This is a genomic window from Lysobacter sp. A286 (genome assembly GCF_054052105.1).
Genome location: NZ_JBSVRJ010000001.1, coordinates 283,402 through 307,872, shown reverse-complemented (window position 1 = coordinate 307,872; position 24,471 = coordinate 283,402). Strand labels below are relative to the sequence as shown.

General features: G+C 62.8%; 21 protein-coding genes and 1 pseudogene. 10 read left to right on the top strand and 12 right to left on the bottom strand.

Annotated elements, in window-relative coordinates:
* Position 1 precedes the first annotated feature (1 nt).
* From ACW7G0_RS01430 to ACW7G0_RS01415, 4 genes are all read right to left on the bottom strand, one after another.
* Positions 2-361 (bottom strand): endonuclease domain-containing protein, encoded by a 360-nt coding sequence (locus ACW7G0_RS01430; protein ID WP_456987185.1) that lies wholly within the window; start codon positions 359-361, stop codon positions 2-4.
* A gap of 277 nt (positions 362-638) precedes the next feature.
* Positions 639-1,514 (bottom strand): succinate--CoA ligase subunit alpha, encoded by an 876-nt coding sequence (gene sucD / locus ACW7G0_RS01425; protein WP_456987183.1) that lies wholly within the window; start codon positions 1,512-1,514, stop codon positions 639-641.
* A 24-nt stretch (positions 1,515-1,538) separates the two neighbouring features.
* Positions 1,539-2,702: an ADP-forming succinate--CoA ligase subunit beta gene (gene sucC / locus ACW7G0_RS01420; protein WP_456987182.1), complete on the bottom strand. Its 1,164-nt coding sequence runs from the start codon at positions 2,700-2,702 to the stop codon at positions 1,539-1,541.
* 219 nt (positions 2,703-2,921) lie between these two features.
* Positions 2,922-4,265, bottom strand: a complete 1,344-nt coding sequence (locus tag ACW7G0_RS01415; protein WP_456987181.1) for a hypothetical protein — start codon at positions 4,263-4,265, stop codon at positions 2,922-2,924.
* A 178-nt stretch (positions 4,266-4,443) separates the two neighbouring features.
* Here ACW7G0_RS01415 and ACW7G0_RS01410 point away from each other — a divergent pair, with 178 nt between their 5' ends.
* Genes ACW7G0_RS01410 through ACW7G0_RS01400 form a run of 3 tightly spaced genes read left to right on the top strand, consistent with a single transcriptional unit; the run spans position 4,444 to position 10,203 of the window.
* Positions 4,444-6,075: a sensor histidine kinase gene (locus ACW7G0_RS01410; RefSeq protein WP_456989418.1), complete on the top strand. Its 1,632-nt coding sequence runs from the start codon at positions 4,444-4,446 to the stop codon at positions 6,073-6,075.
* Between the two features lie 32 nt (positions 6,076-6,107).
* Positions 6,108-7,541, top strand: coding sequence for a sigma-54-dependent transcriptional regulator (locus ACW7G0_RS01405; protein WP_456987179.1), 1,434 nt, complete (start codon positions 6,108-6,110; stop codon positions 7,539-7,541).
* 16 nt (positions 7,542-7,557) lie between these two features.
* Positions 7,558-10,203 carry a type VI secretion system Vgr family protein gene (locus tag ACW7G0_RS01400; RefSeq protein ID WP_456987178.1) on the top strand — a complete coding sequence of 882 codons (2,646 nt, stop codon included), beginning with the start codon at positions 7,558-7,560 and terminating at the stop codon, positions 10,201-10,203.
* A 67-nt stretch (positions 10,204-10,270) separates the two neighbouring features.
* Here ACW7G0_RS01400 and ACW7G0_RS01395 read toward each other — a convergent pair whose 3' ends face one another.
* The 3 genes from ACW7G0_RS01395 to ACW7G0_RS01385 form a co-directional block, all read right to left on the bottom strand.
* The gene (locus tag ACW7G0_RS01395; protein ID WP_456987177.1) at positions 10,271-10,564 is read right to left on the bottom strand and encodes a HigA family addiction module antitoxin; all 294 of its coding nucleotides are present in this window, start codon (positions 10,562-10,564) and stop codon (positions 10,271-10,273) included.
* Entirely contained in the window at positions 10,564-10,707 is a 144-nt protein-coding gene (locus tag ACW7G0_RS01390; protein WP_456987175.1) for a type II toxin-antitoxin system RelE/ParE family toxin, read from the bottom strand. The genes ACW7G0_RS01395 and ACW7G0_RS01390 overlap by 1 nt, the downstream gene beginning before the upstream one ends.
* Positions 10,708-10,888: 181 nt before the next feature.
* Positions 10,889-11,422, bottom strand: coding sequence for an outer membrane beta-barrel protein (locus ACW7G0_RS01385; protein WP_456987174.1), 534 nt, complete (start codon positions 11,420-11,422; stop codon positions 10,889-10,891).
* 474 nt (positions 11,423-11,896) lie between these two features.
* On the opposite strand from ACW7G0_RS01385, the gene ACW7G0_RS01380 reads away from it, so the two are divergent.
* From ACW7G0_RS01380 to ACW7G0_RS01370, 3 genes and pseudogenes are all read left to right on the top strand, one after another.
* On the top strand, positions 11,897-12,325 hold the full coding sequence (locus ACW7G0_RS01380) for a pilin (RefSeq protein WP_456987173.1): 429 nt from the start codon (positions 11,897-11,899) through the stop codon (positions 12,323-12,325).
* A 180-nt stretch (positions 12,326-12,505) separates the two neighbouring features.
* A pseudogene (locus ACW7G0_RS01375) lies at positions 12,506-12,571 on the top strand (prepilin-type N-terminal cleavage/methylation domain-containing protein); the annotation flags it as partial.
* Between the two features lie 451 nt (positions 12,572-13,022).
* Complete coding sequence (locus tag ACW7G0_RS01370) at positions 13,023-14,741, top strand: hypothetical protein (protein WP_456987172.1); 1,719 nt, start codon at positions 13,023-13,025, stop codon at positions 14,739-14,741.
* 212 nt (positions 14,742-14,953) lie between these two features.
* Here the strand turns inward: ACW7G0_RS01370 and ACW7G0_RS01365 are convergent, their stop codons facing one another.
* The 5 genes from ACW7G0_RS01365 to ACW7G0_RS01345 form a co-directional block, all read right to left on the bottom strand.
* Positions 14,954-15,850 carry a lysylphosphatidylglycerol synthase domain-containing protein gene (locus ACW7G0_RS01365; RefSeq protein ID WP_456987171.1) on the bottom strand — a complete coding sequence of 299 codons (897 nt, stop codon included), beginning with the start codon at positions 15,848-15,850 and terminating at the stop codon, positions 14,954-14,956.
* Positions 15,847-16,542: a class I SAM-dependent methyltransferase gene (locus ACW7G0_RS01360; RefSeq protein ID WP_456987169.1), complete on the bottom strand. Its 696-nt coding sequence runs from the start codon at positions 16,540-16,542 to the stop codon at positions 15,847-15,849. The genes ACW7G0_RS01365 and ACW7G0_RS01360 overlap by 4 nt, the downstream gene beginning before the upstream one ends.
* On the bottom strand, positions 16,539-17,606 hold the full coding sequence (locus tag ACW7G0_RS01355) for a glycosyltransferase family 4 protein (protein WP_456987168.1): 1,068 nt from the start codon (positions 17,604-17,606) through the stop codon (positions 16,539-16,541). Before ACW7G0_RS01355 ends, ACW7G0_RS01360 begins: the two co-directional genes overlap by 4 nt.
* The gene (locus ACW7G0_RS01350) at positions 17,603-18,661 is read right to left on the bottom strand and encodes a UDP-N-acetylglucosamine 2-epimerase (RefSeq protein ID WP_456987167.1); all 1,059 of its coding nucleotides are present in this window, start codon (positions 18,659-18,661) and stop codon (positions 17,603-17,605) included. The genes ACW7G0_RS01355 and ACW7G0_RS01350 overlap by 4 nt, the downstream gene beginning before the upstream one ends.
* A 62-nt stretch (positions 18,662-18,723) precedes the next feature.
* Positions 18,724-19,581 carry a glycosyltransferase family 2 protein gene (locus ACW7G0_RS01345; protein WP_456989417.1) on the bottom strand — a complete coding sequence of 286 codons (858 nt, stop codon included), beginning with the start codon at positions 19,579-19,581 and terminating at the stop codon, positions 18,724-18,726.
* Between the two features lie 164 nt (positions 19,582-19,745).
* On the opposite strand from ACW7G0_RS01345, the gene pilB reads away from it, so the two are divergent.
* The 4 genes from pilB to coaE all read left to right on the top strand — a co-directional run bounded on the left by pilB (position 19,746) and on the right by coaE (position 24,450).
* Entirely contained in the window at positions 19,746-21,473 is a 1,728-nt protein-coding gene (pilB, locus tag ACW7G0_RS01340) for a type IV-A pilus assembly ATPase PilB (protein ID WP_456987166.1), read from the top strand.
* Positions 21,474-21,674: 201 nt separating this feature from the next.
* The gene (locus ACW7G0_RS01335) at positions 21,675-22,937 is read left to right on the top strand and encodes a type II secretion system F family protein (protein ID WP_456987164.1); all 1,263 of its coding nucleotides are present in this window, start codon (positions 21,675-21,677) and stop codon (positions 22,935-22,937) included.
* A 9-nt stretch (positions 22,938-22,946) separates the two neighbouring features.
* Positions 22,947-23,810 carry a prepilin peptidase gene (locus ACW7G0_RS01330; protein WP_456978335.1) on the top strand — a complete coding sequence of 288 codons (864 nt, stop codon included), beginning with the start codon at positions 22,947-22,949 and terminating at the stop codon, positions 23,808-23,810.
* Positions 23,811-23,835: 25 nt separating this feature from the next.
* Positions 23,836-24,450 (top strand): dephospho-CoA kinase, encoded by a 615-nt coding sequence (gene coaE, locus ACW7G0_RS01325; RefSeq protein ID WP_456987163.1) that lies wholly within the window; start codon positions 23,836-23,838, stop codon positions 24,448-24,450.
* Positions 24,451-24,471: the final 21 nt, after the last annotated feature.

Genomic DNA, 24,471 nt, shown 5'->3' with positions numbered 1-24,471 from the left:
GTCAGTCTTCTGCCGGATATGGAGTGGGGACCAGTGCTTCGCAGATGCACGCCAGCACCCGTCCGATGTCGGTCAAGACGTCATTGTTCCAGAACCGGAGCACGCTAAAGCCCTGCTCGCGAAGGAACCGGTCGCGGATCGCGTCATGCATGGAGCCATTGTGCTGGCCACCATCGATCTCGACGATCAAACCGGCATCGAGACAGACGAAATCCACGACATACCGACCGATCGGGAATTGCCGCCTGAATTTGGCGTCCAGCAGCCTGCGATCCCGCAGCTGGTACCAGACCTTCCGCTCGGCATCGGTCATCGTCCCGCGTAACGCACGCGCGAAATTACGTTTCTGCCCCTCGCGCATCCTTGCGCTCCTTCGATGAATATGACGGTGATCGTGGCAATCCTACCGGCCAGACGCAACTTCCCTTCTCCCGCCTGCGGGAGAAGGTGCCCGAAGGGCGGATGAGGGGCTTTGGGCTGCGAGCGCCCTCACCCCAGCCCTCTCCCGCAAGCGGGAGAGGGGGCAGAAGCAGATCAGCTCGCCCCCACGAAAAAGGCCACCCGAAGGTGGCCTTTCTCTGTCGCTCCCATCGGTCGCAGCAGCTTTCTTTACCGCCGACGCAACCGGTCGGGACGTATTACTTCGCCAGACGCTTCGCAATCGCCGCGCCCAGGTCGCCGGGCGACTTGACCGTGGTCACGCCGGCCTTTTCCATCGCGGCAAACTTGCCCGCCGCAGTGCCCTGGCCGCCGGAGGCGATCGCACCGGCGTGGCCCATGCGCTTGCCTTCCGGGGCGCTGGCACCGGCGATGAAACCCACCACCGGCTTGGTCACGTACTGGGCGATGAACTCGGCCGCCTCTTCCTCGGCGCTGCCGCCGATCTCGCCGACCATGATGATGCCTTCGGTCTGCTCATCGTCCTGGAACAACTTCAGGCAGTCGATGAAGTCCAAGCCGTGGATCGGGTCGCCGCCAATACCAATGACGGTCGATTGGCCCAGGCCCACGTCGGTGGTCTGCTTGACCGCCTCGTAGGTCAGGGTGCCCGAACGCGACACGATGCCGATCTTGCCGACGGTGTGGATTTGGCCGGGCATGATGCCGATCTTGCACTCGCCGGGAGTGATCACGCCGGGGCAGTTCGGGCCGATCAACACGACGTCGTCGTAGTCGTTCAGCACGTTCTTGACCCGCAGCATGTCCAGCACCGGGATGCCCTCGGTGATGCACACGATGACGGTGATGCCGGCATCGGCGGCTTCCAGGATCGCGTCAGCGGCAAACGCCGGCGGCACGTAGATGACCGACGCATCCGCGCCCGTCTGGTCGACCGCATCGGCGACGGTGTTGAAGACCGGCAGGTTCAGGTGCGTGGTGCCGCCCTTGCCCGGGGTCACGCCACCCACGACCTGGGTGCCGTATTCGAGCATCTGCTCGGCGTGGAAGGTGCCCTGCGAGCCGGTGAAGCCCTGCACGATCACCTTGGTGTTCTTGTTGATCAAAACGCTCATGTGTATCGAATCCTGGTGAGGGTGTCAGGCGGCAACGGCGGCAACGGCCTTGCGGGCGCCGTCGTTGATGTCGTCGGCCGGCGTGATGGCCAGACCGGAGTTCTTCAGCAACTCCTTGCCCGCTTCCACGTTGGTACCGGCCAGGCGCACGATCACCGGCACCTTGACGTCGACTTCCTTGACCGCCGCGATAATGCCCTCGGCAATCATGTCGCAACGCACGATGCCGCCGAAGATGTTGACGAAGATCGCCTTCACGTCGTCGCTCGACAGGATCAGCTTGAACGCCTCGGTCACGCGCTCCTTGGTGGCGCCGCCGCCAACGTCCAGGAAGTTCGCCGGCGAGCCGCCGTTGAGCGAGATCACGTCCATCGTCGCCATCGCCAGGCCCGCGCCGTTGACCATGCAACCGATGTTGCCGTCCATGGTCACGTAGTTCAGGTCGTGCTGGCTGGCCTTGACCTCGGCCTCGTCTTCCTGGCGGATGTCGCGCATCTGGGCCAGGTCGGGGTGGCGGAAGGTGGCGCTGTCATCGGAGTTGATCTTGCCGTCCAGCACCGCCAGGTTGCCATCGGTGAGGATCGCCAGCGGGTTCAGCTCGACCAGTGCCAGGTCCTTCTCGTGGAACAGCTTGAACAGCCCCATCATGATCTTGGTCAGCTGGTTGGACTGCTTGGCGGTCAGGCCCATATCGAAACCGAGCGCGCGGCACTGGTACGGCTGCAGGCCTTCCACGTAGTTGACGTGGACGGTCTTGATCGCCTCGGGCTTCTCGCGGGCGACCTGCTCGATCTCCATGCCGCCTTCAGCGGAGGCGATGAAGGTCACCGTCTGCGTGCTGCGGTCGACCAGCACCGACAGGTACAGTTCCTTGTCGATGTCGGTGCCTTCGCACACCAGCACGGTGTCGATCGGCAACTCGACGCCAGCGGTCTGGTAGGTTTCCATCTTGGTGCCCAGCATCGCCGCGGCGTACTGCTTGACCTCGTCATACGACCGGGCGAGTTTGACGCCGCCGGCCTTGCCGCGACCACCGGCATGGATCTGCGCCTTGACGACCCACAGGTCGCCGGGGATGGACTTGGCCGCTTCGACCGCTTCTTCCGGAGTGCGCGCAATGCGCCCGGCCGGCACCGCAATGCCGTAGTCGGCAAACAGCTGCTTTGCCTGGTATTCGTGAAAATTCATGCGTCACCGAGGGGAGTGGAAGACATCCCACGCGGAGGCCACCGAAAAACGGCGCGGCGCGAGGGGGCCGGGTATTGTCGCCGATCGCGGCGGGGTGAGCAAAAACTGCCCGCCTAGTGACTTCAAGTCATTGAAAGCAGAGGCGCTGGGTTCCCGCTTTCGCGGGAATGACGAACAAAAGCGAAATGATGAGCGAAGACCGGGTGGTCCAGAGCCTGCTTAGCGCGCTCCGGCGGTGGCGCTTGGCTGCCCTGCCGGCGCGGACAACAGCAGGTCCCAATGGCGCCCGCTGCCTCGCTGCAGCGTGATGCGCAGGGCCTGCCCACCGTTGACGATCTCGATCGGGTGCTGCGGGCTGTGCAGCTCCGCCGGTCGTGCCGCCAGTCGCTCGGCCAACGGCCGGTGGTCGTGGGGATGGGTCTGCAACCAGTACACCGTCGAGCCCAGCCGCATCTTCGCGCCGGTCTCCTGCGCCTTTTTCAGGTAGTCCTGATAAGCCGGGCCCGAGACGTGGGTCAATATGCAGCCAACCGGATTACGGATGCAGCTGAAGTCGAATGCTGCCGGCAGTGCCGACGGCGGCAACGGGCGGTCGTTGACAATCGCGCGCTCGGTCGCTTCATCGCAGCCCACCGCCATGATGGCGGCGCTGCGCATATAGGTGCCGTCGCGGTCGTACAACAGGTTGCTGTCAGGCCAGCCCGCCGCCGCCAGCCCGGACCGCATGAAGGCAAATTCGCCCTTCATCACTTCGCACATCGACAGCTCCTGCGGCCGTGGCGGTGCCAGGGCGGCCTCACAGACGGGCGGCAATGATTCGCCGGCAGGCGCGCGCGCCAGCATTTCAGCGAACATCCTCAAGGAGCCATCAACAAAGCCGGACGCTACCCCCTTCACCAGCAGAGTGTCCGCGTTCGTACCCAGGCGCCGCCAGGTATTGATGTCGTGGCAGACGCCGGAAAATGCCGCCTCCCGGTCGCCGGTAACAAAATCCAGCGCCTGACTGGCCCGGCGCGCCCGCGCGCCGACACTGAAGTTCGGCGACGGGCGATAAATGGCAGGCTCGAACGGATTGCGGTAGTAATCGGTCCCGTCCAGTGCCGCACGCTCGATCAATGCCCGATTGTGCGTGCGCCAGCCTTGGTAGTCCGCCTCTCGGGCGCTGACGTGCTGCAGGCAGGCCACCGGGTCCGCCAGGCACGACATCGGCAAGTCACTTTCATCGCGCGACCGCCGCGTGAACTGTCCCTGCGCCACGCTGGCAAAATTCGCCATCGTCGATCCAGCATCGACGGGCTGCCCGTTGGGAGCGGACAAAGCATTGAAGCGCCGCCCATCAGTGGCCGCGATGGCTGCGACCTTCTCGGGTGGAATGTCATAGGGCATCAGCCACAACGCCGCAAACGCGTTGGTTCCAGTGACCGGCTCGCGGTCGCTCATCAACGCCAGTGCGCGCTCGTGCTGGTCACTCGGACCCAGTGCCCGTGAGATCACGTACAAGCCAATGATCACCACGACTACCGCTCCGGTTGCCACGGCCGCCCATTTCAGAAAACGTTTCATCCCCATCCCCGCATCCATTCAAGGCCGCGCCATTGCCGCCCGGGCGCACGACACCACAACGACGTCACTTCCCCTTGGTTCGTCCGATACTGTCATCGACCATCGGCGCCCGCAATCTGGAAGCCCCGGTCGATCTGCCTATACTCCGCGTGACTGCAACGGGGACTCGCGCTTGCCACTGACCATCGCTGCCATCCCGGCCGAAGACGCCGACAACGCACTGCGCCGTGAGCTGTACCTGTGCACCCTGTACCGGCTGCTGGAGGCGTCCTTACTGGTGCTGGTGTTGTTTGGCCCGGTCGCCGACATGATCGACCCGCCCCGGCACCAACTGGTCGCGCAGGCGGGCGCGCTGTCGTATGTCTTCCTGTCAGCGCTGCTGTTTGCATTCCGCAATCGCGGCGAGCTGCGCAACCTGGCCCTGGCCGGGATCGCCTGTGACCTGTTTTTCGGCCTGCTGGCCATCCACGCCATCCCCGCGGTAGGCACCGGCATCGCGCTGATGCTGATGTTCAACGTGGGTGCCGCCGCGTTGCTACTGCCGGCGCGGCTCGGACTGGCGGCGGCATTCGTCGCGGTGGCCGGGATCATCGGCGAGCACCTGTGGAGCGTGGCACTGGAAGCCAGCGACCGTGCCCTGGCCGAACCGCTGATGTTCGCCGTGGGCTACCTCGCCATTGCCACCACCACCAGCGTGCTGGGCCGGCAGATGCGCGACAGCTACGACCTGGCCGAGCATCGCGGCGTGCAGACCGCCCACCTGACCGAGGTCAACGAGCTGATCATCCGCCGGCTGCGCACCGGCGTGCTGCTGGTCGACGGCCACAACCGGGTACAACTGGCCAACGAAGCCGCCAACCTGCTGTTGGGCGATGCCGGTGAAGGCAACCGTGACCTGGGCATGGCCTTGCCCGAGCTGGCCAAGCGCCTGGCCATCTGGCGCGAAACCGGCAAAGCCAACGAGGACCCGCTATTGGTCGTCGCCGACCAGAACGAGGTGGTACCGCGCTTCACCCGCCTGCTGGCCGGCAGCGACCAGACCCTGGTGTTCCTTGACGACACCTCACTGGTCTCGCGGCGCGCCGAATCGATGACCCTGGCCACCCTCGGGCGCTTCTCCGCCAGCCTCGCCCACGAGATCCGCAACCCGCTGGCGGCGATCAACTACGCCGTGCAGTTGCTGGAGGAATCCGACGACGTCGCCACCGCCGACCGACGCCTGCTGCAGATCATTCGCCAGCAGGGCCAGCGCATGAACGGCATCGTCGAGAACGTGCTCGGCATGGCGCGACGTGACCCGGCCAAGCCCGACTACATCGAGCTGATTGGCATGACCCGCCATTTCGTCGAGGACTATCGCGCCGGCCACCCGTTGGAACAGGACAGTTTGTTGACGACCAGCGAATTGCCCCGAATCGCCGCCCTGGTCGACCCGCGCCAGCTGCACCAGATCCTCACCGTGCTGGTGCACAACGCCCTGACCTACGGGCGCATCCCGGGCGAACCGGCGCGGGTGACCCTGCATGTGTACCTGGACAGCCATCAGCACCCGGTCATCGACGTCACCGACCGTGGCCCGGGGATCCCCGAGCGCGTGGCACAGCAGTTGTTCCGGCCCTTTTTCACCACCTCCGGCCACGGCACCGGGCTGGGGCTGTACATCGCCCGCGAGTTGTCGCGCGCCAACCAGGCCTCGCTTGACCACATCGCCCTGCCTGCCGGCGGCAGCTGCTTCCGCCTGCGCCTGTCGGCCACCGGCACGGACAAGCGTGTGCCGGATAACGGCAATCCACGCCGCCAGCGGTCATGATCGATTAAGCTGTCACCATGATCGGAGGAGCAATGACAGACACCCGCAGCGCATTGGTGATCGACGACGAGCGCGACATCCGCGAGTTGCTGGTCATGACTCTGGGACGGATGGGCCTGCGGTGCGACACCGCATCCAGCCTGTCTGACGCCCGGGCCCAGCTGGCACGCAACCAGTACGACCTGTGCCTGACCGACATGCGGTTGCCGGATGGCTCGGGCCTGGACCTGGTTGCCGAGATCGCCCACAAGCACCCCGACACCCCGGTCGCGATGATCACCGCATTCGGCAACGTCGACTCGGCCGTGGAGGCGCTCAAGGCCGGCGCGTTCGACTTCGTCGCCAAGCCGGTGGAATTGTCGGTGTTGCGCGACCTGGTCCGCCACGCCCTGGAACTGAAGGACAAACCGGCTCCCGTCCACAACCCGGAAGCCGTCGCCACCCGCCTGTACGGCGAGTCGCCAGCGATGGTCAGCCTGCGCCATACCATCACCAAGGTCGCCCGCAGCCAGGCCCCGGTCTATATCGCCGGCGAGTCCGGCGTCGGCAAGGAGCTGGTGGCCCGCACCATCCATTCCGAAGGGGGCCGCGGTGCCAACCCGTTCGTGCCGGTCAACTGCGGCGCGATCCCTTCGGAGCTGATGGAAAGCGAGTTCTTCGGCCACAAGAAGGGCAGCTTTACCGGCGCCCACGCCGACAAGCCGGGCCTGTTCCAGAGCGCCGACGGCGGCACCTTGTTCCTGGACGAGGTCGCCGAGTTGCCGCTGTCGATGCAGGTCAAACTGCTGCGCGCGATCCAGGAAAAGTCGATCAAGCCGGTCGGTGCCAACGCCGAGATTCCAGTCGACGTGCGCATCCTGTCGGCCACCCACAAGGACCTGGCGCGCATGGTGGCCGATGGCCGCTTCCGCCAGGACCTGTACTACCGCATCAACGTCATCGAGCTGCACGTGCCACCGCTGCGCGGACGACTGGAGGACCTGCCCGGCCTGTCAGCCAAGATCCTCCAGCGCCTGTCCGCCGACCTGGGCTGCCAAACGCCGAGCCTGAGCGCCGACGCCGTGGCTGCGCTGGGGCAATACCATTTCCCCGGCAACGTGCGTGAGCTGGAGAACATCCTCGAGCGCGCCATGGCGTTGACCGATGGCGGCCGCCTGACCGCCGCTGACCTGTCGCTGCCGCAACGCTCCGGCTTCAGCAACCCGCCCGGCAGCCCCCAGCACCCTGGCATCTCCCACCCGCAGGCCCCGCAGACCGCCGCGGCAGCGGCCGGCATCGACCCGCGCACCATCGATCCACGCGATACCGCAACCAGCGCCCTGCCCTCGTATATCGAGGAGATCGAGCGCGCCGCGATCAATCACGCCCTGCAGGAAAACCGCTACAACAAGACCCGTACCGCCGCCGCGCTGGGCATCACCTTCCGCGCATTGCGCTACAAGCTGAAGAAGCTCGGCATCGACTGAACCAAGGATGGAAACCATGGATACGGATATCCAGTCACTCGCAGCAACCGCCCGGCAATGGTCGACGCTGCTGTCGCAAGACACCCGCCTGATCGAGATCGATACGTCCGTAGGCGGCCGGTCCGGGGCTGCTGCCTCACCGCCGGCGCTGGTGGTCGAGCGTTTCGACGGCCGCGAATCGGTCTGCGACGACTTCACCTTCAATATCGATTGTCTGTCGATGTCGGCGTTCCTGGACGCCAAGGCACTGATTGGGCAACCCCTGGCGCTACGTTTGCGGCAGGCCGACGGGTCACACCGCCATTGGCACGGCTACTGCACCCGGGTGGCGCCGCTGGGCAGCGACGGCGGCCTGGCCCGCTATCGGCTGACGATGGAGCCGTGGACCGCGTTCCTGAAACTTCGCCGCAACGCACTGGTGTTCCAGAACCTGGACGCGCTGGGCGTGGTCGAACGGGTTCTCGCCGACTATCCGCAAGCCGCCTTCCGGGTCGACGCCACCCAGTCACTGGCGCGCTACCCCACCACCACCCAGTACCGCGAGACCGACCACGCCTTCGTATTCCGCCTGCTGGCCGAAGCCGGTCTCGCCTGGCGCTTTGAACACCCCGGCCCAGCGCCGGCCACTGGTCACCAACCGTCACACCCAGGCGCGCGCGAAGCCGGCGACTCCGACCCGGTCACCACCCACACCCTGGTGATTTTCGACCGCGACGCCGAACCCCCTACCGCCACCCCGGCCACGCTGCGCTTCCACCGCAGCGATGCTGCCGAGTCGCGGGACGCGATCAACCTCTTCACCGAGCAGCGCCAGGCCACCGCCAACGCCTTTACCACCGCCAGCTGGCAAGCCGAGCAGGTCGAAGCCACCGCAGCCAGCCTGACCACCAACCCGGCCGGCCCGAACCTGCCGACCCGCGAGGTCTACACCGTCCCGCGCGCCGGCCGTTTTGCCGCGCGCACTCATGCCAACCTCGCCGCCGCGCTGCAACTTGATGCCTTGCGCCTGCCGCAGCGCCTGCATGCGGGCAGCGGCAGCGGTCGCGGACTGGCGCCGGGGTTCGCCTTCACCCTGTCCCAGCATCCCGGCCTATCCGACCAGCGCTTCCTCCCGCTGGTGATCGAGCACATCGCCGCCAACAACCTGGGCAGCGGCATCGTCGCCCTGCTCGATAGCGCGTTCACCGGCAGCGGCGACCTGGAGCGCGGCAGCTACCGCAACCGCTTCCTGGCGGTCACAGCCGACACTCCCATCGTTCCGGTCTCGCGGCCCCGACCGACCGTGCATGGCCTGCAGACCGCCCACGTGGTCGGCCTGCCCGATGCCAGCATCACCCCCACCCGCGATCACCAGGTCCGCGTCCAGTTCCCGTGGCAACGCGGCGTCGCCCCCAACCGCGGCGGCCTCACCGAGACCGGCTCCAACACCCATCCCGACGGCCACGCCCCCGGCGACCACAGCAGCGGCACCTGGGTGCGGGTATCGGAATGGCAGGCCGGCCCCAACTGGGGCAGCCACGCCCTGCCGCGTATCGGCAGCGAGGTGCTGGTCGAGTTCCTGCATGGCGACATCGACCAGCCCGTCGTCGTCGGCCAGCTCTACAACGGTGCGATTCCCCCACCGTTCGCCCTGGCCGATGCCAGCAACCATCCCGGCACCCTCAGCGGCCTGCACAGCCAATCACTCGACGGCAGCGGCACCCAGCAATGGCTGATGGACGATGCCAGCGGCCAACTGCGCCAGCGCCTGCACACCAGCCTCGCCGATAGCCGGCTGGAGCTGGGCTACCTGATCGACCCCGGCAACGCCCGCCGCGGCAAGCTTCGTGGACAGGGCTTCGACCTGGCTACCCTCGGCTGGGCCAACCTGCGCGCCGGCCAGGGTGTGTTGTTGTCGACCACGGCGAAAACCAATGCCACCTCGACCCAATTGGACACGGTCGAGACGCTGGCCCAACTCAAGGGTGCCGAACGCACCGCGCAAGCCCTGAGCGACGCCGCCCAAAGCAGCGAAGTCGCCGCGCTGGCCGCCAACCCCGCCCAGACCGACCTGATCACCGCGCTGGACCCCAAGCAGGACGGCAAGCATCCGGCCAGCGTCAATGGCCAAAGCGCCACCAAACCAAGCGCCAGCGCCCGTGACGGCGGCGACGCAGTCGAGAAGTTCGCGACGCCGCTGCTACTGGCCGAATCGCCCGACGCCATCGCCCTGACCACGCCCAACAGCGCCCTGGCCTACGCCGGCGGCAACACCCACCTGACCAGCCAACAAGACGCTCATATGGCGGCCGGCCACACCTTTGCCGGCGTCAGCGGCGGCCACGTCGCCCTGTTCGCCCAGCACGGCCCGATCAAGGCGATCGCCGCCAACGGCCCACTGACTCTGCAAGCCCACGCCGGCCCACTGGAACTGCTGGCCGACCAGTCCGTCACCATCACCGCCACCGACGAGCGCATCGACGTGTTGGCGAAGCAGAAGATCGTCCTGCAGGCGGGTCAGACACAGATCATCCTGGAAGGCGGCGACATCACCTTTGCCTGCTCGGGCAACTTCACGGTGAAGGCCGGGCAGGTGCCGTTTCGGGGTGGGGCGAGTGGCGAGGTTCACATCCTCAACATCGTCCATGGCGCCCGGCGGTGGCCGCCCAGACTGCCATCGTGAAGCGCTCGCTACTGCCGCAACGCAAGCACCAACCCCAATCCTTTATTCGCACCCGAGGACATAATTGTTAGACCGTCGCCAGTTTGAGCTTGCTAACCCGCTGCAGGTTGACGTGCTGCCGTGCCCCCCACAAATCATGGGCGTCCTGCATGGCAAGCCAACTCTCAGGAGAACGACCAACCGCCTTGGAAAGCCGGAGCGCCATCTCCGGGGTGACCCGGCTAGTGCCCTTGAGAATACGGCTGAGAGTGGACGCAGCTACATCCAACTTTTCCGCGAGTTGACGGCCGCTGATGCCATTGGGCTCAAGGTAGATGTCAGTGATGAATTCACCCGGATGGGGAGGGTTGTACATCGCCATTAGTGATAGTCCTCATAGTCCAGGACGTAAGCGTTCCCATCTTGGAACTCAAACGTCAGCCGCCAATTGCCATTGACCGATATAGACCAGCGTCCGCGCATTTGCCCTTTGAGCGGGTGCAGCCGGAAGCCGGGGATGTCCATCAACAAACGACGCCCTGAAGGACGAAACGAGATCAGCCGCAGGCCAAGTGCGTTATTCAGCGCCGCCTCATCAGCCAGGTCGGCCTTGCGCTCATTGGCAAAGCGGGGACCCAGCGCCTTCGGCTCTCAAAGGCCCGAAGTCGCTGGATCCTCGCTCCCTCAGAAACGGTTCGCAGACTCCCTAGAAGTCAAACCGCAGCTGCACCTGGGCTAGGTCGACGTCGATATCGTCCATCTCGAACCGGCTGTACTCGCCGCGCAGGGCGACAGCGTCGGTGAAGCGGTACTGCAGGCCGAGGCCGTAAGTCGGATCGGTACCGTCATCGCTCGCGCCGATCACTCCCGGGATACGCGCCTCGGCGTCCCAGACATGGACGCCGGCCTTGGCGTACCCGGAGAAGCTCTCGGTAAATGGCAGCGTGCCGACGGCGGTCAGGTAGGCCGTGTCGGCCTCGACGTTACCGGCCACGCCGCGGGGCTCGATCTTGCCGAAGTCGGCGTAGCCGGCCTCAACACCGAAATAGCGGTTGACCTGGTAACCACCGAATACCGAGAACGCGGTGTCCTCGTCATCCAGGATGCCTTCGTCGACGATGGACTGGCCGGCACCGACGCCGGCATAGAAACCGGGCTGCTCGGTGGCCTGCGCGCCGAAGGCGGCGGCGCCGATCACGGCGGCCAAAAGAGTACGGGACAGGATGTTGGTCTTGTTCATGGTGCTGGTAGCTCCTGCATCCGGACATCGCGGCAAGGGGGAGGGAGCGGCGAGTTGTCCGTGCGACGGGCCCCGGCGGAATGCCTGGACTGCCGTCGCTGCAGGACAAAAAATGGGGCTCCGGCCCGGGCTATAAAGGGGTACAAGCAGGGATGGATCGTCCCGCGCGTGGGACTGGCGTTGCCGTGAGCTCCAGAGCGCATTGGCTGCCCACCCCCCAATGTGACGCAAACCGTCACTCAGCCAGCAGCCAAACCGACCTTCCGCGTCACCCTGCCAACACACATGCCCCATCCAAACGTGACCCGGCATTCAGTTTCGCGTCTTGGCACCAGCAAAACGCCCATAACACTGTACTTGGCACGGCTCATGCGTACTCTTCCCTGCACGTGCAGCACGCACGGCAACGCCGACGGACCGGAACAGCCGGACCTGCAGGTACGTGAAGTAACCATCACTCCTAGGGGAAACACCATGAAGAACAACCAGCAAGGCTTCACCCTCATCGAACTGATGATCGTTGTGGCGATCATCGCCATCCTGGCCGCGATTGCGCTGCCGGCTTATCAGAACTACATCGCCAAGTCTCAGTCAACCGCTGGACTCGCCGATATTCGCGGTGGTGTGACGGCGTTCGAAGAAGGGATTCAATCGGGCACTCACACTGGCACCGCGACTGCTCTTGACCTTGGTCTTTCCGCCAGTACACCGCGTTGCGCCATCACCGTGGGCGCCGCGCCTTGGACCGACGCTGAGGGTCAGTCCATCATCTGCACCCTGAAGGGCAATCCGAACGTCGTCGGCGAAACCATTACGCTGACCCGAACCGCGAGCGGTCAGTGGCCGTGTACCGTATCTGCAGATCTGGAAGCGAATCACCGCCCGAACAACTGCACCCTGTAAGACAGTCGAAAGAAACAGTTGATTGCGAGGCGTCTTTTTTCTTTCACGCCAAGTAAGTGAAACAAATAAACCCCGCTTCGGCGGGGTTTATTATTTCCATTCTTTCGACAGGTCTCCGATAGCAACCCTGGCGCGTACCTGCAACTATTAAGGCCATGACGCCACTTATGCGCACCCAATAAAGGATTTACCTTGATTGAGATCATGGTCGAAAACGGCAATCCGCGCCATTCTCGCAACAACTGAACCGCTCGCTCTATCGCGCGCTGCGCACTGAGTCATATACCCGAACACAACTGGCTTTACCCGCCGCGCCTTGCGAGGCAGTCCGATAATAGCTGGAAAGAGCATCGAAATTCTCGCAATCGTTCGGATAATAGGGAATGCAGCGTAGACGCAACCATTTCATCTCGGTTCTGGCCCACCAATTACCAATGGTTTGGTGCCGACTCTGGCCACACAAAAAAGGATCCTCGCGATGATGGAACTCCGTTGGTCGCAGGCTGCGGCCTTATGCATATCGTTGGTTATCATAATTGGATTGGTCTATTGGTCGGGATTAAGCGGCCCGTTCATATTCGATGACTTCCCTTCGATAGTTCATAACCCCCGCTTGCACGCAACCAGCCTCGTACCTTCCGCGATATGGGACGCCGCTTTTAGCTTTGAAGGCGGTGGGGGCAGCCGCCCACTTGCTATGGCGAGTTTTGCCATTAACCACGCGATCAGCGGACTGGATCCTTGGGCCTACAAGCTCACTGGCCTTGTCGTGCATTTGATCAATACTTTACTGGTCGCGGTGCTCTGCCTCCGGATACTTTCGTTGGCCCGCGTCGCCAAACGCCATTGCCTCTGGGCCGCATTCGCGCTGGCACTGGCCTGGGCGGTTCACCCATTGCAGGTATCGACCGTGCTGTACGTGGTGCAGCGCATGGAAACCCTGTCACTCACCTTCGTGTTGCTGGCCTTGATCTCCTACCTGCGTGGCCGTCGGCAACAGGTACATGGCCTTCGCGGCTGGCCGTGGCTGATCGCCTGCCTGCCGCTTGTGGCGTTGGGGCTGGCCAGCAAGGAAACCGCGGTGCTGCTGCCCGCCTACACGCTCGCGCTGGAGTTGACGGTGCTCGGATTCTCCGCGCATAGCCCCGCCACCGAGAGTGGTTGGCGCCGGGCATATGTCGTCGCCACGTCCGCCGCACTGTTGTTGTTCGTGCTGTGGGCTATCCCGCATTTCGCCTCAATGGATGCTTATTCTGCCCGCAATTTCAACGCTCTTGAACGCGTATTGAGCCAGCTACGGATCCTGCCCATGTACTTGGGACAGATCCTGCTGCCATTGCCCGGCAGCATGCCCTTCTATTACGACGACTTCGCCCCCTCCACTTCCCTGCTTGCTCCGATTAGCACCTTACTGGGAGGTCTGCTGGCGCTGGCCTTGCTCTCGGCGGCATGGTTCCTGCGACGCAAGGCGCCGCTTTTCGCCCTCGGCGTGTTCTGGTTCCTTTTCGCCCACGCACTCACCAGCAACGTGATCTCTCTGGAACTCGTGTTTGAGCATCGCAATTACTTCGCCCTGCTGGGCGTGTTGCTGGCAATCGCCGAGCTTGTCCGTCGCTTGCCGGTGCGCGATGGCCCCGCGATCAAATACGCTGCGGTCGCCGTCCTGGTCGTCGGCATCGGCGTGCTGGGCATGCTCCGCTCGGCAACCTGGGGCGAAAAACTGCTGTTATCAACCGACCTGGCCGGTGCCAATCCGCAATCCGCACGAGCGGCGCACGAGCTTGGCGTGGTGTATTACGAAATGGCTGATGGGTCCAGCACGTCACCGTTCTTCAGCTTCGCCCAGCAGCAGTTCGAGCGTGAATCCGCACTGCCGCACGCGTCGATCCTCGGCGACCAGGCCTTGATCCTGATGGCTGCCTCCGCTGGGAAGCCGGCTGAGGACGCGCGGTGGGATGAGCTGCTTCGCAAACTACGCGACCGGCCCATCACGCCCGAAACCACGCGGGCCATGTTCGCCCTGCTCGGTAACCGCATCAAGGGAGCCGAACTGGATGACGACCGCCTGATAGAGGCGTTCATCACGATGTTTTCGCGGGCCACCTTACCGCCGTACAGCTATGCGCAATTTGGCGACTACGTGCTGAACCAAGTGGGGGATCAGGCGCTGGCGGACAAGGTGTTTGCCCTTGCGGTGGAGCGCAGCATCGACTCCCCGGACTATGCCGCCCAGATAGTCCGCGTGCTCACGGAGCAAGGCCACGCCCGGCAGGCCGGAATCGCCCGGCAACGCGCGGAAGAACTCGGCCTCGACCTAGGGCGGACGGCCAATACGGTATCGGATCACTTTGATGAAGCTGATCCGATGCAAGGCAGCTACGATCGGGCGCTACCAACCACGCATTTGAACGAGTAATTGAACGGGCTTGAATGACACTTGCCAGAAGCCGGACGGAACTTACGATGGTGCTTCCGAGACCTAATGCCGAAGATAAGCGAGGGACAAAAAGTGAATCTTCCTGAGTCGGCTAAGTCCGCGCATTTTAATTGGGTCGTAGTTCCAGAATTCCGGTCTTTCTTTGGATAAACAGCCTACTGAAAGATCGTAATTGATCACTTCCGCCCCATTCAACTTGCCCTTACATAGCGTATGCAGAGCATTCCGAAGGGAAGGATGATGGCTGACACCAACACGCGGTCTAACAAGGCGAACGCCAATGCGTCCGTATCCTGCATGCCACTCAGATGCGCGGCGATGATGATCGCCGCTTCGCGAACTCCTAGCCCACCGAAAGTTACCCCGATCAACGCCGACAGCGAACTGACACAGGCAATGATAGTCAGCACTCCCAACTCCAACGGCAATCCGATCATGCGCCCCACCGCCCAATACCGGAGCACGGTGAATCCCAGCAGGAGTAGCGCAAGCAACACCAGCACGAAGAACGGACCGGGCCCAGCATTGACCCAGGCCACGATGCCGGCTCGCAGGCGCCCTAGGAAAGGCCACTTACCCACGCCCGAACGCACAACCAGTAAAATCGCGATCACCGCCGTCGCCGCCAGCACTAAAGCCCAAATCGCTGGGCCTGCCGCACCCTGGCTGGCTATCAGCGCCGCCACTAAGAGGGCTGCAAATACCGCTTGGATCAATAGAGTTGACATCAGCAGCGAGGCGGCGAGCTGCAGCATGTCCTGGCCGGCGAGCCGCACATAAGCGGTCAACCTGAAAAGCGATCCCGCCTTTAACGGCAGGAAATAATTCAACATGATCGATGCGAATCCGATCGACACCCACAACGCAGCCGCCAATGACCTCCCGGTACGCCGTGCGGCTTGCTCCGCGATAGCCCCGTTGACGGCAATCACTGCCAACGTAGACAGGAATACAGTCGTCGTGTTCGCGTAGCCAAATGAAAGCTGGGGCAGCTGAGTCGATTGGGTATTAAGCAAGTGCACAGCCCAGACGACAAATCCCAAAGCGGTCGCCCAGGAAAGCAGACTACGGGCTTGCCGCAGCGTCATCGTACGATTCGCTGGATCTGATAGACCTGATAGCCACCCAGCCACTTGAACGGCCCCCGCATCGCGGCGCGATCGGCCCAACGGAAGAAACGACCCAGCATGCCTGTGTAGCTTCCGGCAGTAGGGCCGAAGATACGAACGCCGGCGAACAGCCTGACCTCCACCCCAAGTGGTGCAGCGCGACGTACGTCCGCAACCATGTAGTGCTTGATGAACACCTTGCGCGAAGCTCCCCGGAGCTTGTCCCACACTCCTTTCAGGCTCAGCGGGTTGTACAGCTCCAAGTAGGCCACCCCTTCCTTGGTCAATACGCGCATGACTTCGGCTATAGCCAAGTCGAGGTCGGGCACATGCGACAACACTTTGTAGCTATAGACCACCTCGAAACTCGAGTCCTGGAAGGGAAGCTGCATGGCCGAGCCACACACCACCTCCCTCCCCGGGCGCGCGGCTATCGACAACATCCCCAAAGAAAGATCAACACCGGTGAGGGCTGCCGGCTGGTAGGCTTCCACTAGGTCCAGCATCAGCCCGGTGCCGCAACCCAACTCAAGGACACGCTTGCCCTCGACCTTCCCAACCAGCAGCGACGCCTCCAACTGGTTGATGAAGCCGAAATATCCACCACGCCGTTCGTCGCTATAGGTTTGCGAGAACTTGTCGTAATAACGCTTGGTTGGTTCGATGCTCATACTGCATTTCCTGCGGGGGCAGCCTCTAGGATGCCGATGATTTCCAAGGCCGTTTGCTGTATCGAGTACTGACTTGCCGTTTCCCGGGCGCCCGCCGAAAGCACATTGCGCATCTCCTCATCGACGATCAACTGTCCCAGGGCGTCGGCGATCTGTTCATCACTATCACACAGCAGGCCGTTGGAACCGTCCACTATTACTGCTGAGATAGCTTCGACATTGCTGCCGACAACAGGTATGCCAAGTGCCAGCGCCTCCAGCACGACTTGGGAAATGCCGAGAACGGTATTGCTTTGCCTGAAAGGTGCGACTAACAAGTCGCACGACCGGAGCAACTCGAACGGATCCTTCAGGTAACCAAACAGCTGCACCGGCGTGCCATGAGCCGCGACCCAAGAGTCAAGATGGGTACTGAGTTGACCGGAACCGGCAATCACGCAATCCCAGTTAGATGCTCCAATCTGCCCCAGGATCGAGGGCAAGCGATCAGCTCCCTTTACCTCATTCAGATGGCCGAAGAAACCGATACGCATCGGCGCGCCCACTTTCTTTTCTGACCGGTTCCCCAGCATCCCGGCATCAATACCAGACTTCAAATACACAGCCCCTGCTAGGACCGCTGCCGCCCTTCGCGCCTCAAACGGATTCAAAAAAGCCACCTTGGACATCGATCTAACAAGGAATCTTGCTTCGCGGACAGCAAGTTGCCGATCAAGAGTGACCGCCTGAACGTAAACAACGCGTTTGTTGCGTATTCCGCCAAAGCGCATCAGCCATGTCACCGCCATCAACATAAGCGGCGAATGAATACCCGACAAAATAAGTATGTCTTCAGTGTCGCCTCGCAGCTCGCGCCAAACCCTGAACCAAAAAAACGGATGCACGCGCACGCAACATACCTGGTCGGCGCACTCGAACGTGGCTTTATCACGCGAACCGCTATAGACCGTAACCTCGCGCAGGCCCGCTAGAGCCGGCACCAATGCCTTTGCAAAGGAAACAAGGCCGGAAAGCCGCCCTTCTCCCGGAAAGTGATTCACGACAATAGCCAAGCTGCGTTTCATTTTCCTGCCCTCGCAGCCCCATCATCGTCTATAGAGTAGCCGCTTAGCATCGCAACGATCCTTCCCGACACTCCATCGTTGCATTTCAGAACAGCAGGTTTTCTGAGCATTGCGGCTTTTCCTTCAAGCACAAAAGCAGCCAGCCCACCGGCACCGAACCCATGCTCAAGCATTGCGTTCGCACCCAGCCCGTCGGGGCGCTCACTGCGTTCCCGCAAGATCAACGTGGGGATGCCGAGCAACGCGAATTCTTCTTGGTTGGAACCACCGTCCGTGATTACCACCTCTGCAGCCGACGCCAAACCGATGAACCTCGAATAGGACATACGCGGCACGAGCGAAATGCTGCGATGCGAATCCAGTTTGTCGTAGAGACCGAAGTCGCGGAGCTTAGTCAACGTAGCGGGGTGGAGGACGAAAGAAACTGACTTTCCATCCGCGATCTTGAACACCTCACCAACTATTCGAGCCAACCTGTCGCGGTTGCGAATATTTTCGAACCTATGGATCGAAACCACAACTTCAGCTAGTTCATCCTCCGATTTTCGGTTGGTCATTGCTAACAACAGCGCATCAGCAATCGTATTTCCACCTGAATTATGTACCTGTAGGCCCGAGTATTTTTTCATTCGATCAAACGCTAACTGATCCGGGCAAAAGGCAATCGTGGTCAAGCGGAACACCAGCCGACGCAATAGCTCCTCCGGGAACGGGTCGAATAAGGCGCCGGAGCTCAACCCGCTTTCTATGTGCACTACCGGCAAGCCAAGCGACCGTGCAGCCAGAGCTCCAAGGAAGGTAGAAGCTGTATCGCCGTGAACGAGCACAAGGGCACGCCCATTGCCGGAAACAGCCTTCAGTCGTTTTCGGCAATTCATGAGCGCGCGGGGAAACCAGGTCACTAGCTTGAATACAGTAGACCGTTCAAACTGAAGATCTTCGCTGGGGAAGTAATGTCCGACACCAAGATCATTGGCCAGCTCGGACATCGATTCGTGATGCTGCCCGGTAAGCTGGACATCAATTCGATACCCGGCAGATGCCGATGCAAGCATGACTGGCGCCATCTTGACTAATTGCGCACGCGTGCCGATGACGAAAACGAACGGAGACTTTATCAATTGTCATCACGTCGATAATTTAGAGCCGTAATCTGTTCCGAGATCAGCCCGATCAAGAATACGATTACCGACGCACTAAACAGCAACGCGCTCATGTTAGTGAAGCGATGGATCGTGATGAAGGTGTAAGCGTAATATCCCAGTCCCAGAACGAAGAACCCACCAGCTGCCGGCGCGAACAGCTTCAGCGGAGAATACAATGTCGCGATCTTGAAGATGATCAGCAGAAAGCGGATGCCATCTTTCAGGGGCCGGATATGACTTCCAGTGCCAACGCGCTTGGCAACCGGGATCGGTACGTACGCCACCGGATACGCACTGCGGAAGAACGCCATGGTGCTGGTGGTGGGGTAACTGAAACCGTTTGGCAGTAAATGCAGGAACTCGCGGAACTTGTCTGCGCGCACAGCCCGGAAGCCGGAAGTCAGATCGAGCACCGCGTGGCCCGTCATCACACTGGCAAGCTTGTTGTAGAGCGTGTTCGCCAAGCCACGATGGAAGTTGGCCTGCCCGGAGCCATCCCGGGCACCCACCACCATGTCGAAACCTTCCTCCAGCTTGTCCAGCAATGCCTTGATGAGGGCCGGGTCGTGCTGGCCATCGGCATCCATGAATACGAGGATGTCACCGCTGGCGGCCCGTGCGCCGCGCTTGATGGATGCTCCGTTGCCCATGGAATAGGGGGATGACAGCACCTGGACGCAGTGACTGGTGGCGATCGCTGCGGTGTCATCGGTTGAGCCATCGTCCACCACGATCAACTCGGCGTCCGGCCACAGCTCCCGCAGCCTGGGTAACGTCCGCGCCAGGCCTTCGGCCTCGTTCTTGGCCGGCAACACCACTGAAATTCGCATTGTTCCTCCCCCTTTCGCCACAGGGTAGGCTAGCAACAGGCGGCCGTGAAGGTGTCCCATCCCAAAGTCCCCCATTAGATCTTGGCGGCCAAGGCGGTATCTACAGCAACCACGCCAATGGGCGATTGCAGTAAAGTTGCCCTCACGGGACCACAGGGGATCACATGAACGCCGTAGCTACTGCCAACCTGGTAGGGATCACCGGCATCGCCCGGCGACTGGTGCTGGACGGTGCGCTGAGCGAGGCCGCTGCCCGCGAAGCCATGGCCGCGGCCAGCGACGAACGCAAGCCGCTGGCGAACTACATCGTCGACAAGCGCCTGGTCACTCCGGCCAACCTGGCGGCGGCCAACTCGATCGAGTTCGGGGTGCCGCTGTTTGATGCCGCGGCAATGGATCCGGAGCAATCGGCGGTCAAACTGGTCAAGGAAGAGCTGCTGCGCAAGCACTGCGTGTTGCCGTTGTTCAAGCGCGGCAACCGGCTGTTCGTGGGCGTCGCCGACCCGACCAACACCCATGCACTGTCGGAGATCAAGTTCCAGACCAACTTCACCATCGAGGCGATCCTGGTTGATGAGGAGAGCATCAAGCGCCACCTGGACCGCTGGCTGGAAAGCGCCGATGCGATGGGCGATGCGCTGGGCGGCGACGACGAGGGGCTGGAGAACCTCGACGTCAGTAGCGATGAGGACGACTCGTCCGACGCCGGGGTCGACGCCAAGACGGACGACACGCCGGTCGTCAAGTTCATCAACAAGGTGTTGGTCGACGCAATCCGCCGCGGCGCTTCGGACATCCATTTTGAGCCCTACGAGACCGAGTACCGGGTGCGTCTGCGCATCGATGGCCTGCTTAAGCAGTCGGCGCGGGTGCCGGTGAAGCTGCAACCACGCATCTCCGCACGCCTGAAGGTCATGGCGCAACTGGACATCGCCGAGAAGCGGGCGCCCCAGGACGGGCGCATCAAGCTCAATCTGAGCAAGACCCGGCAGATCGACTTCCGCGTCAGCACCTTGCCGACATTGTTCGGCGAGAAGATCGTGCTGCGTATCCTGGACGGCAGTGCCGCCAAGATGGGCATCGAGAAGCTGGGTTACGAGGACGAGCAGCGCGACCTGTTTTTGGGTGCGGTGCAGCGGCCTTACGGCATGGTGCTGGTCACCGGCCCGACCGGCTCGGGCAAGACGGTGTCGCTGTACACCGCGCTGAACATCCTCAATGACGAGACCCGCAACATCTCCACGGTCGAGGATCCGGTCGAGATCCGGGTGCCCGGCATCAACCAGGTGCAGATGAACATCAAGCGCGGCATGACCTTTGCTGCCGCACTGCGCAGCTTCCTGCGCCAGGATCCGGACGTGATCATGGTCGGCGAGATCCGCGACCTGGAAACTGCCGAGATCGGCATCAAGGCGGCCCAGACCGGGCACATGGTGCTGTCCACCCTGCATACCAATGACGCCCCGCAAACCATCGCGCGATTGATGAACATGGGCGTGGCGCCGTTCAACATCACCTCCTCAGTCACCCTGGTGATCGCCCAGCGGCTGGCGCGGCGGCTGCACAGCTGCAAGCGCCCGGTGGAACTGCCGGAGCATGCCTTGCTCGCCGAAGGGTTTGCCGCCGAGGAAATCGCCGACCCGGAGTTCAAGCTGTACGAGGCGGTCGGTTGCGGCGACTGCACCGAGGGCTACAAGGGCCGGACCGGCATCTACCAGGTGATGCCGATGAGCGACGAGATCCAGATGATCGTGCTGGCCGGCGGCAACGCAATGCAGATTGCCGAAGCGGCGCAGGCGGCCGGCGTCCGCGATCTGCGGCAATCGGCATTGTTGAAGGCCCGCAACGGAGTCACCAGCCTGGCGGAGATCAACCGCGTGACCAAAGACTGAAATCTCAAAGTCCGCACCGTGACCGGCGTTGCTATCGCGACGTGGAAGGTCAGGATATGCTGGCCTACGGCATGCTTGGCATTTTACGCGGGGCGTGCCGGGTAGTCCGCAGCCGGGGAGGCGCGGCCTACACTGGGGAATGATGTGTCACCACTGACCCATCACATTGGTCGAATTGCTACGCGTTACTGGGGCCCAACCATGTCCGTTACCCGATCTGCTGCCACCAAGTCCGCCGTTGCGGTACGCCGCGCCGAACCGACACCGCTGTTTGTCTGGGAGGGCACCGACAAGCGCGGCGTCGTCATGAAGGGCGAGCAGACCGCGAAGAACGCCAACTTCGTACGCGCCGAGCTGCGCAAGATGGGCATCACCCCGAAGGTGGTCAAGGTCAAGCCCAAGCCATTGTTCGGCAGTGCCGGCAAACGGGTCACGCCGCAGGACATCGCGATCTTCGCCCGTCAGGTCGCCACCATGATGAAGGCCGGCGTGCCGATCGTGGGTTCGCTGGAGATCATCGCCAGCGGCAACAAAAACCCGAAGATGCAGAAGCTGGTCAACTCGATCCGCTCGGAGGTCGAGAGCGGCTCGTCGTTGAGCGAAGCATTGGGCAAGCATCCGGTGGAGTTCGACGAATTGTTCCGCAACCTGGTCAAGGCCGGTGAATCGGCCGGTGTGCTGGAGACCGTGCTCGACACCGTGGCGACCTACAAGGAAAACACCGAGGCGCTGAAGGGCAAGATCAAGAAGGCGATGTTCTACCCGGCCTCGGTGGTGGCGGTGGCGTTGATCGTCAGCGCGATCCTGCTGGTGTTCGTGGTGCCGATGTTCGAGGACGTATTTGCCGGCTTCGGCGCGGAACTACCTGCCTTTACCCAGATGGTCGTCAACCTGAGCGGGTTCATGGTGGCGTGGTGGTGGCTGATCCTGATCGGCTCGGTCGCGGCCGTGGTCGCCTTCATCATGGCCAAGAACCGCTCGACGACATTCCAGTACTTCCTCGACCGGCTGATCCTCAAGGTGCCGGTGGTGGGCCAGATCATCCACAACTCGGCGATCGCACGTTTTGCGCGGACCCTGGCGGTGACCTTTAAGGCCGGCGTGCCGTTGGTGGAAGGGCTGGACACCGTGGCCGGCGCGACCGGCAACATCGTCTACGAGAAGGCGGTCTACCGGGTTCGCGACGACGTGGCGGTGGGCTACTCGGTCAACATGGCGATGAAGCAGACCAACCAGTTCCCGCACATGGTGGTGCAGATGACCGCAATCGGCGAGGAGGCGGGCGCCCTGGATTCGATGCTGTTCAAGGTCGCCGAGTTCTATGAGCGCGAGGTCAATGACGCGGTCGACGCGCTGTCGAGCCTGCTGGAACCGTTGATCATGGTGTTCCTGGGCGTGATCGTGGGCGGCATGGTGATCGCGATGTACCTGCCGATCTTCAAGCTCGGCGCGGTGGTCGGATAAGCTCGGCCGATGGCATTCCTCGACCAGAATCCTGAAATAGGTTATCCATTGGTGGCCGGTTTCGGCCTGCTGCTGGGCAGCTTCATCAACGTGGTGATCCTGCGCCTGCCCAAACGGCTGGAGTGGCAGTGGCAGCGCGACAGCCGCGAGGTGCTGGGCGAGCCGGACGATTACGATCCGCCGCCGCCAGGCATCGTGGTGGAGCGTTCGCACTGCCCGCAATGCAAGCGTCAGCTGAGCTGGTACGAGAACATCCCGGTGCTCAGCTGGGTGATCCAGCGCGGCCGTTGCCGTGGCTGCGCGGCCCGGATATCGATCCAGTACCCGTTGGTGGAGTTGTTGACCGCGGTGCTGATGGTCGCCTGCGTGTGGCGCTTCGGCTTCGGCTGGCAGGGCTTCGGGGCGATGGTGTTTACCGGCTTTTTGATCTCGCTGTCGGGGATCGACCTGCGCACTCAGTTGTTGCCCGACCAGTTGACGTTGCCGCTGATGTGGCTGGGGTTGATCGCCGCGGCGGACAATCTGTATATGGCCACCAAGCCGGCGCTGCTGGGCGCGGTCGCCGGGTACCTGTCGTTGTGGCTGGTCTGGTGGGTGTTCAAGCAGGTCACCGGCAAGGAAGGCATGGGCCACGGCGACTTCAAGCTGCTGGCCGCGATCGGCGCCTGGGTCGGCCTCAATGGCATCCTGCCGACGGTACTGCTGTCATCGCTGGTCGGCGCCATCATCGGCTCGGTCTGGCTGGCCGCAAAAGGCCGCGACAAGGCCACCCCGATTCCGTTCGGCCCCTATCTCGCCGTCGCCGGCTGGCTGGCGTTCTTCTGGGGCGACCAGATGGTCGACAGCTACCTGCGGGTCGCGGGACTAGCCTGACCGGTCACATGGCATCCTGTGCGGCATGAGCAACTGCATCATCGGCGTCACCGGCGGAGTCGCCTCGGGCAAGAGCGCGGTCACGGGGCGTTTTGAATTGTTGGGCATCTTCGTGGCGGATGCAGACCTTGCCGCGCGTGAGGCGGTGGCGCCGGGCTCGGAAGGCCTGACCGAGGTGGTGCAGGCATTTGGCGCCGAAGTCCTGCTCGGCGATGGCCAACTGGACCGTGCGGCGATGCGCGAGCGGGTGTTCGCCGATGCGGGTGCCCGGAGCAAACTAGAAGCCATCATCCATCCACGGGTACGCGCCTGGCTGCATGCGCTATGCGAGGCTGCCGACGGGCCCTATGCGATTGCCGCGATCCCGTTGCTGGCCGAAGGCGGCGGGCGCACGGCGTATCCCTGGCTGGACCGGATCCTGGTGGTGGACGCGCCGGTGCAGGTACAGCGCGAGCGCCTCATCAAACGCGATGGCGTGGACCTGGCGCTGGCCGAGTCGATGATTGCGGCGCAGGCCACCAGGGCCCAGCGGTTGGCGATTGCCGATGACGTGATCATCAACGACGGACCGCTGGACGCACTAGACGCGCATGTGGAAGCGCTGGACCGACGCTATCGAGTGCTGGCAGCCGAGAGATAGCCGATGGTGTAATTGCGGGGC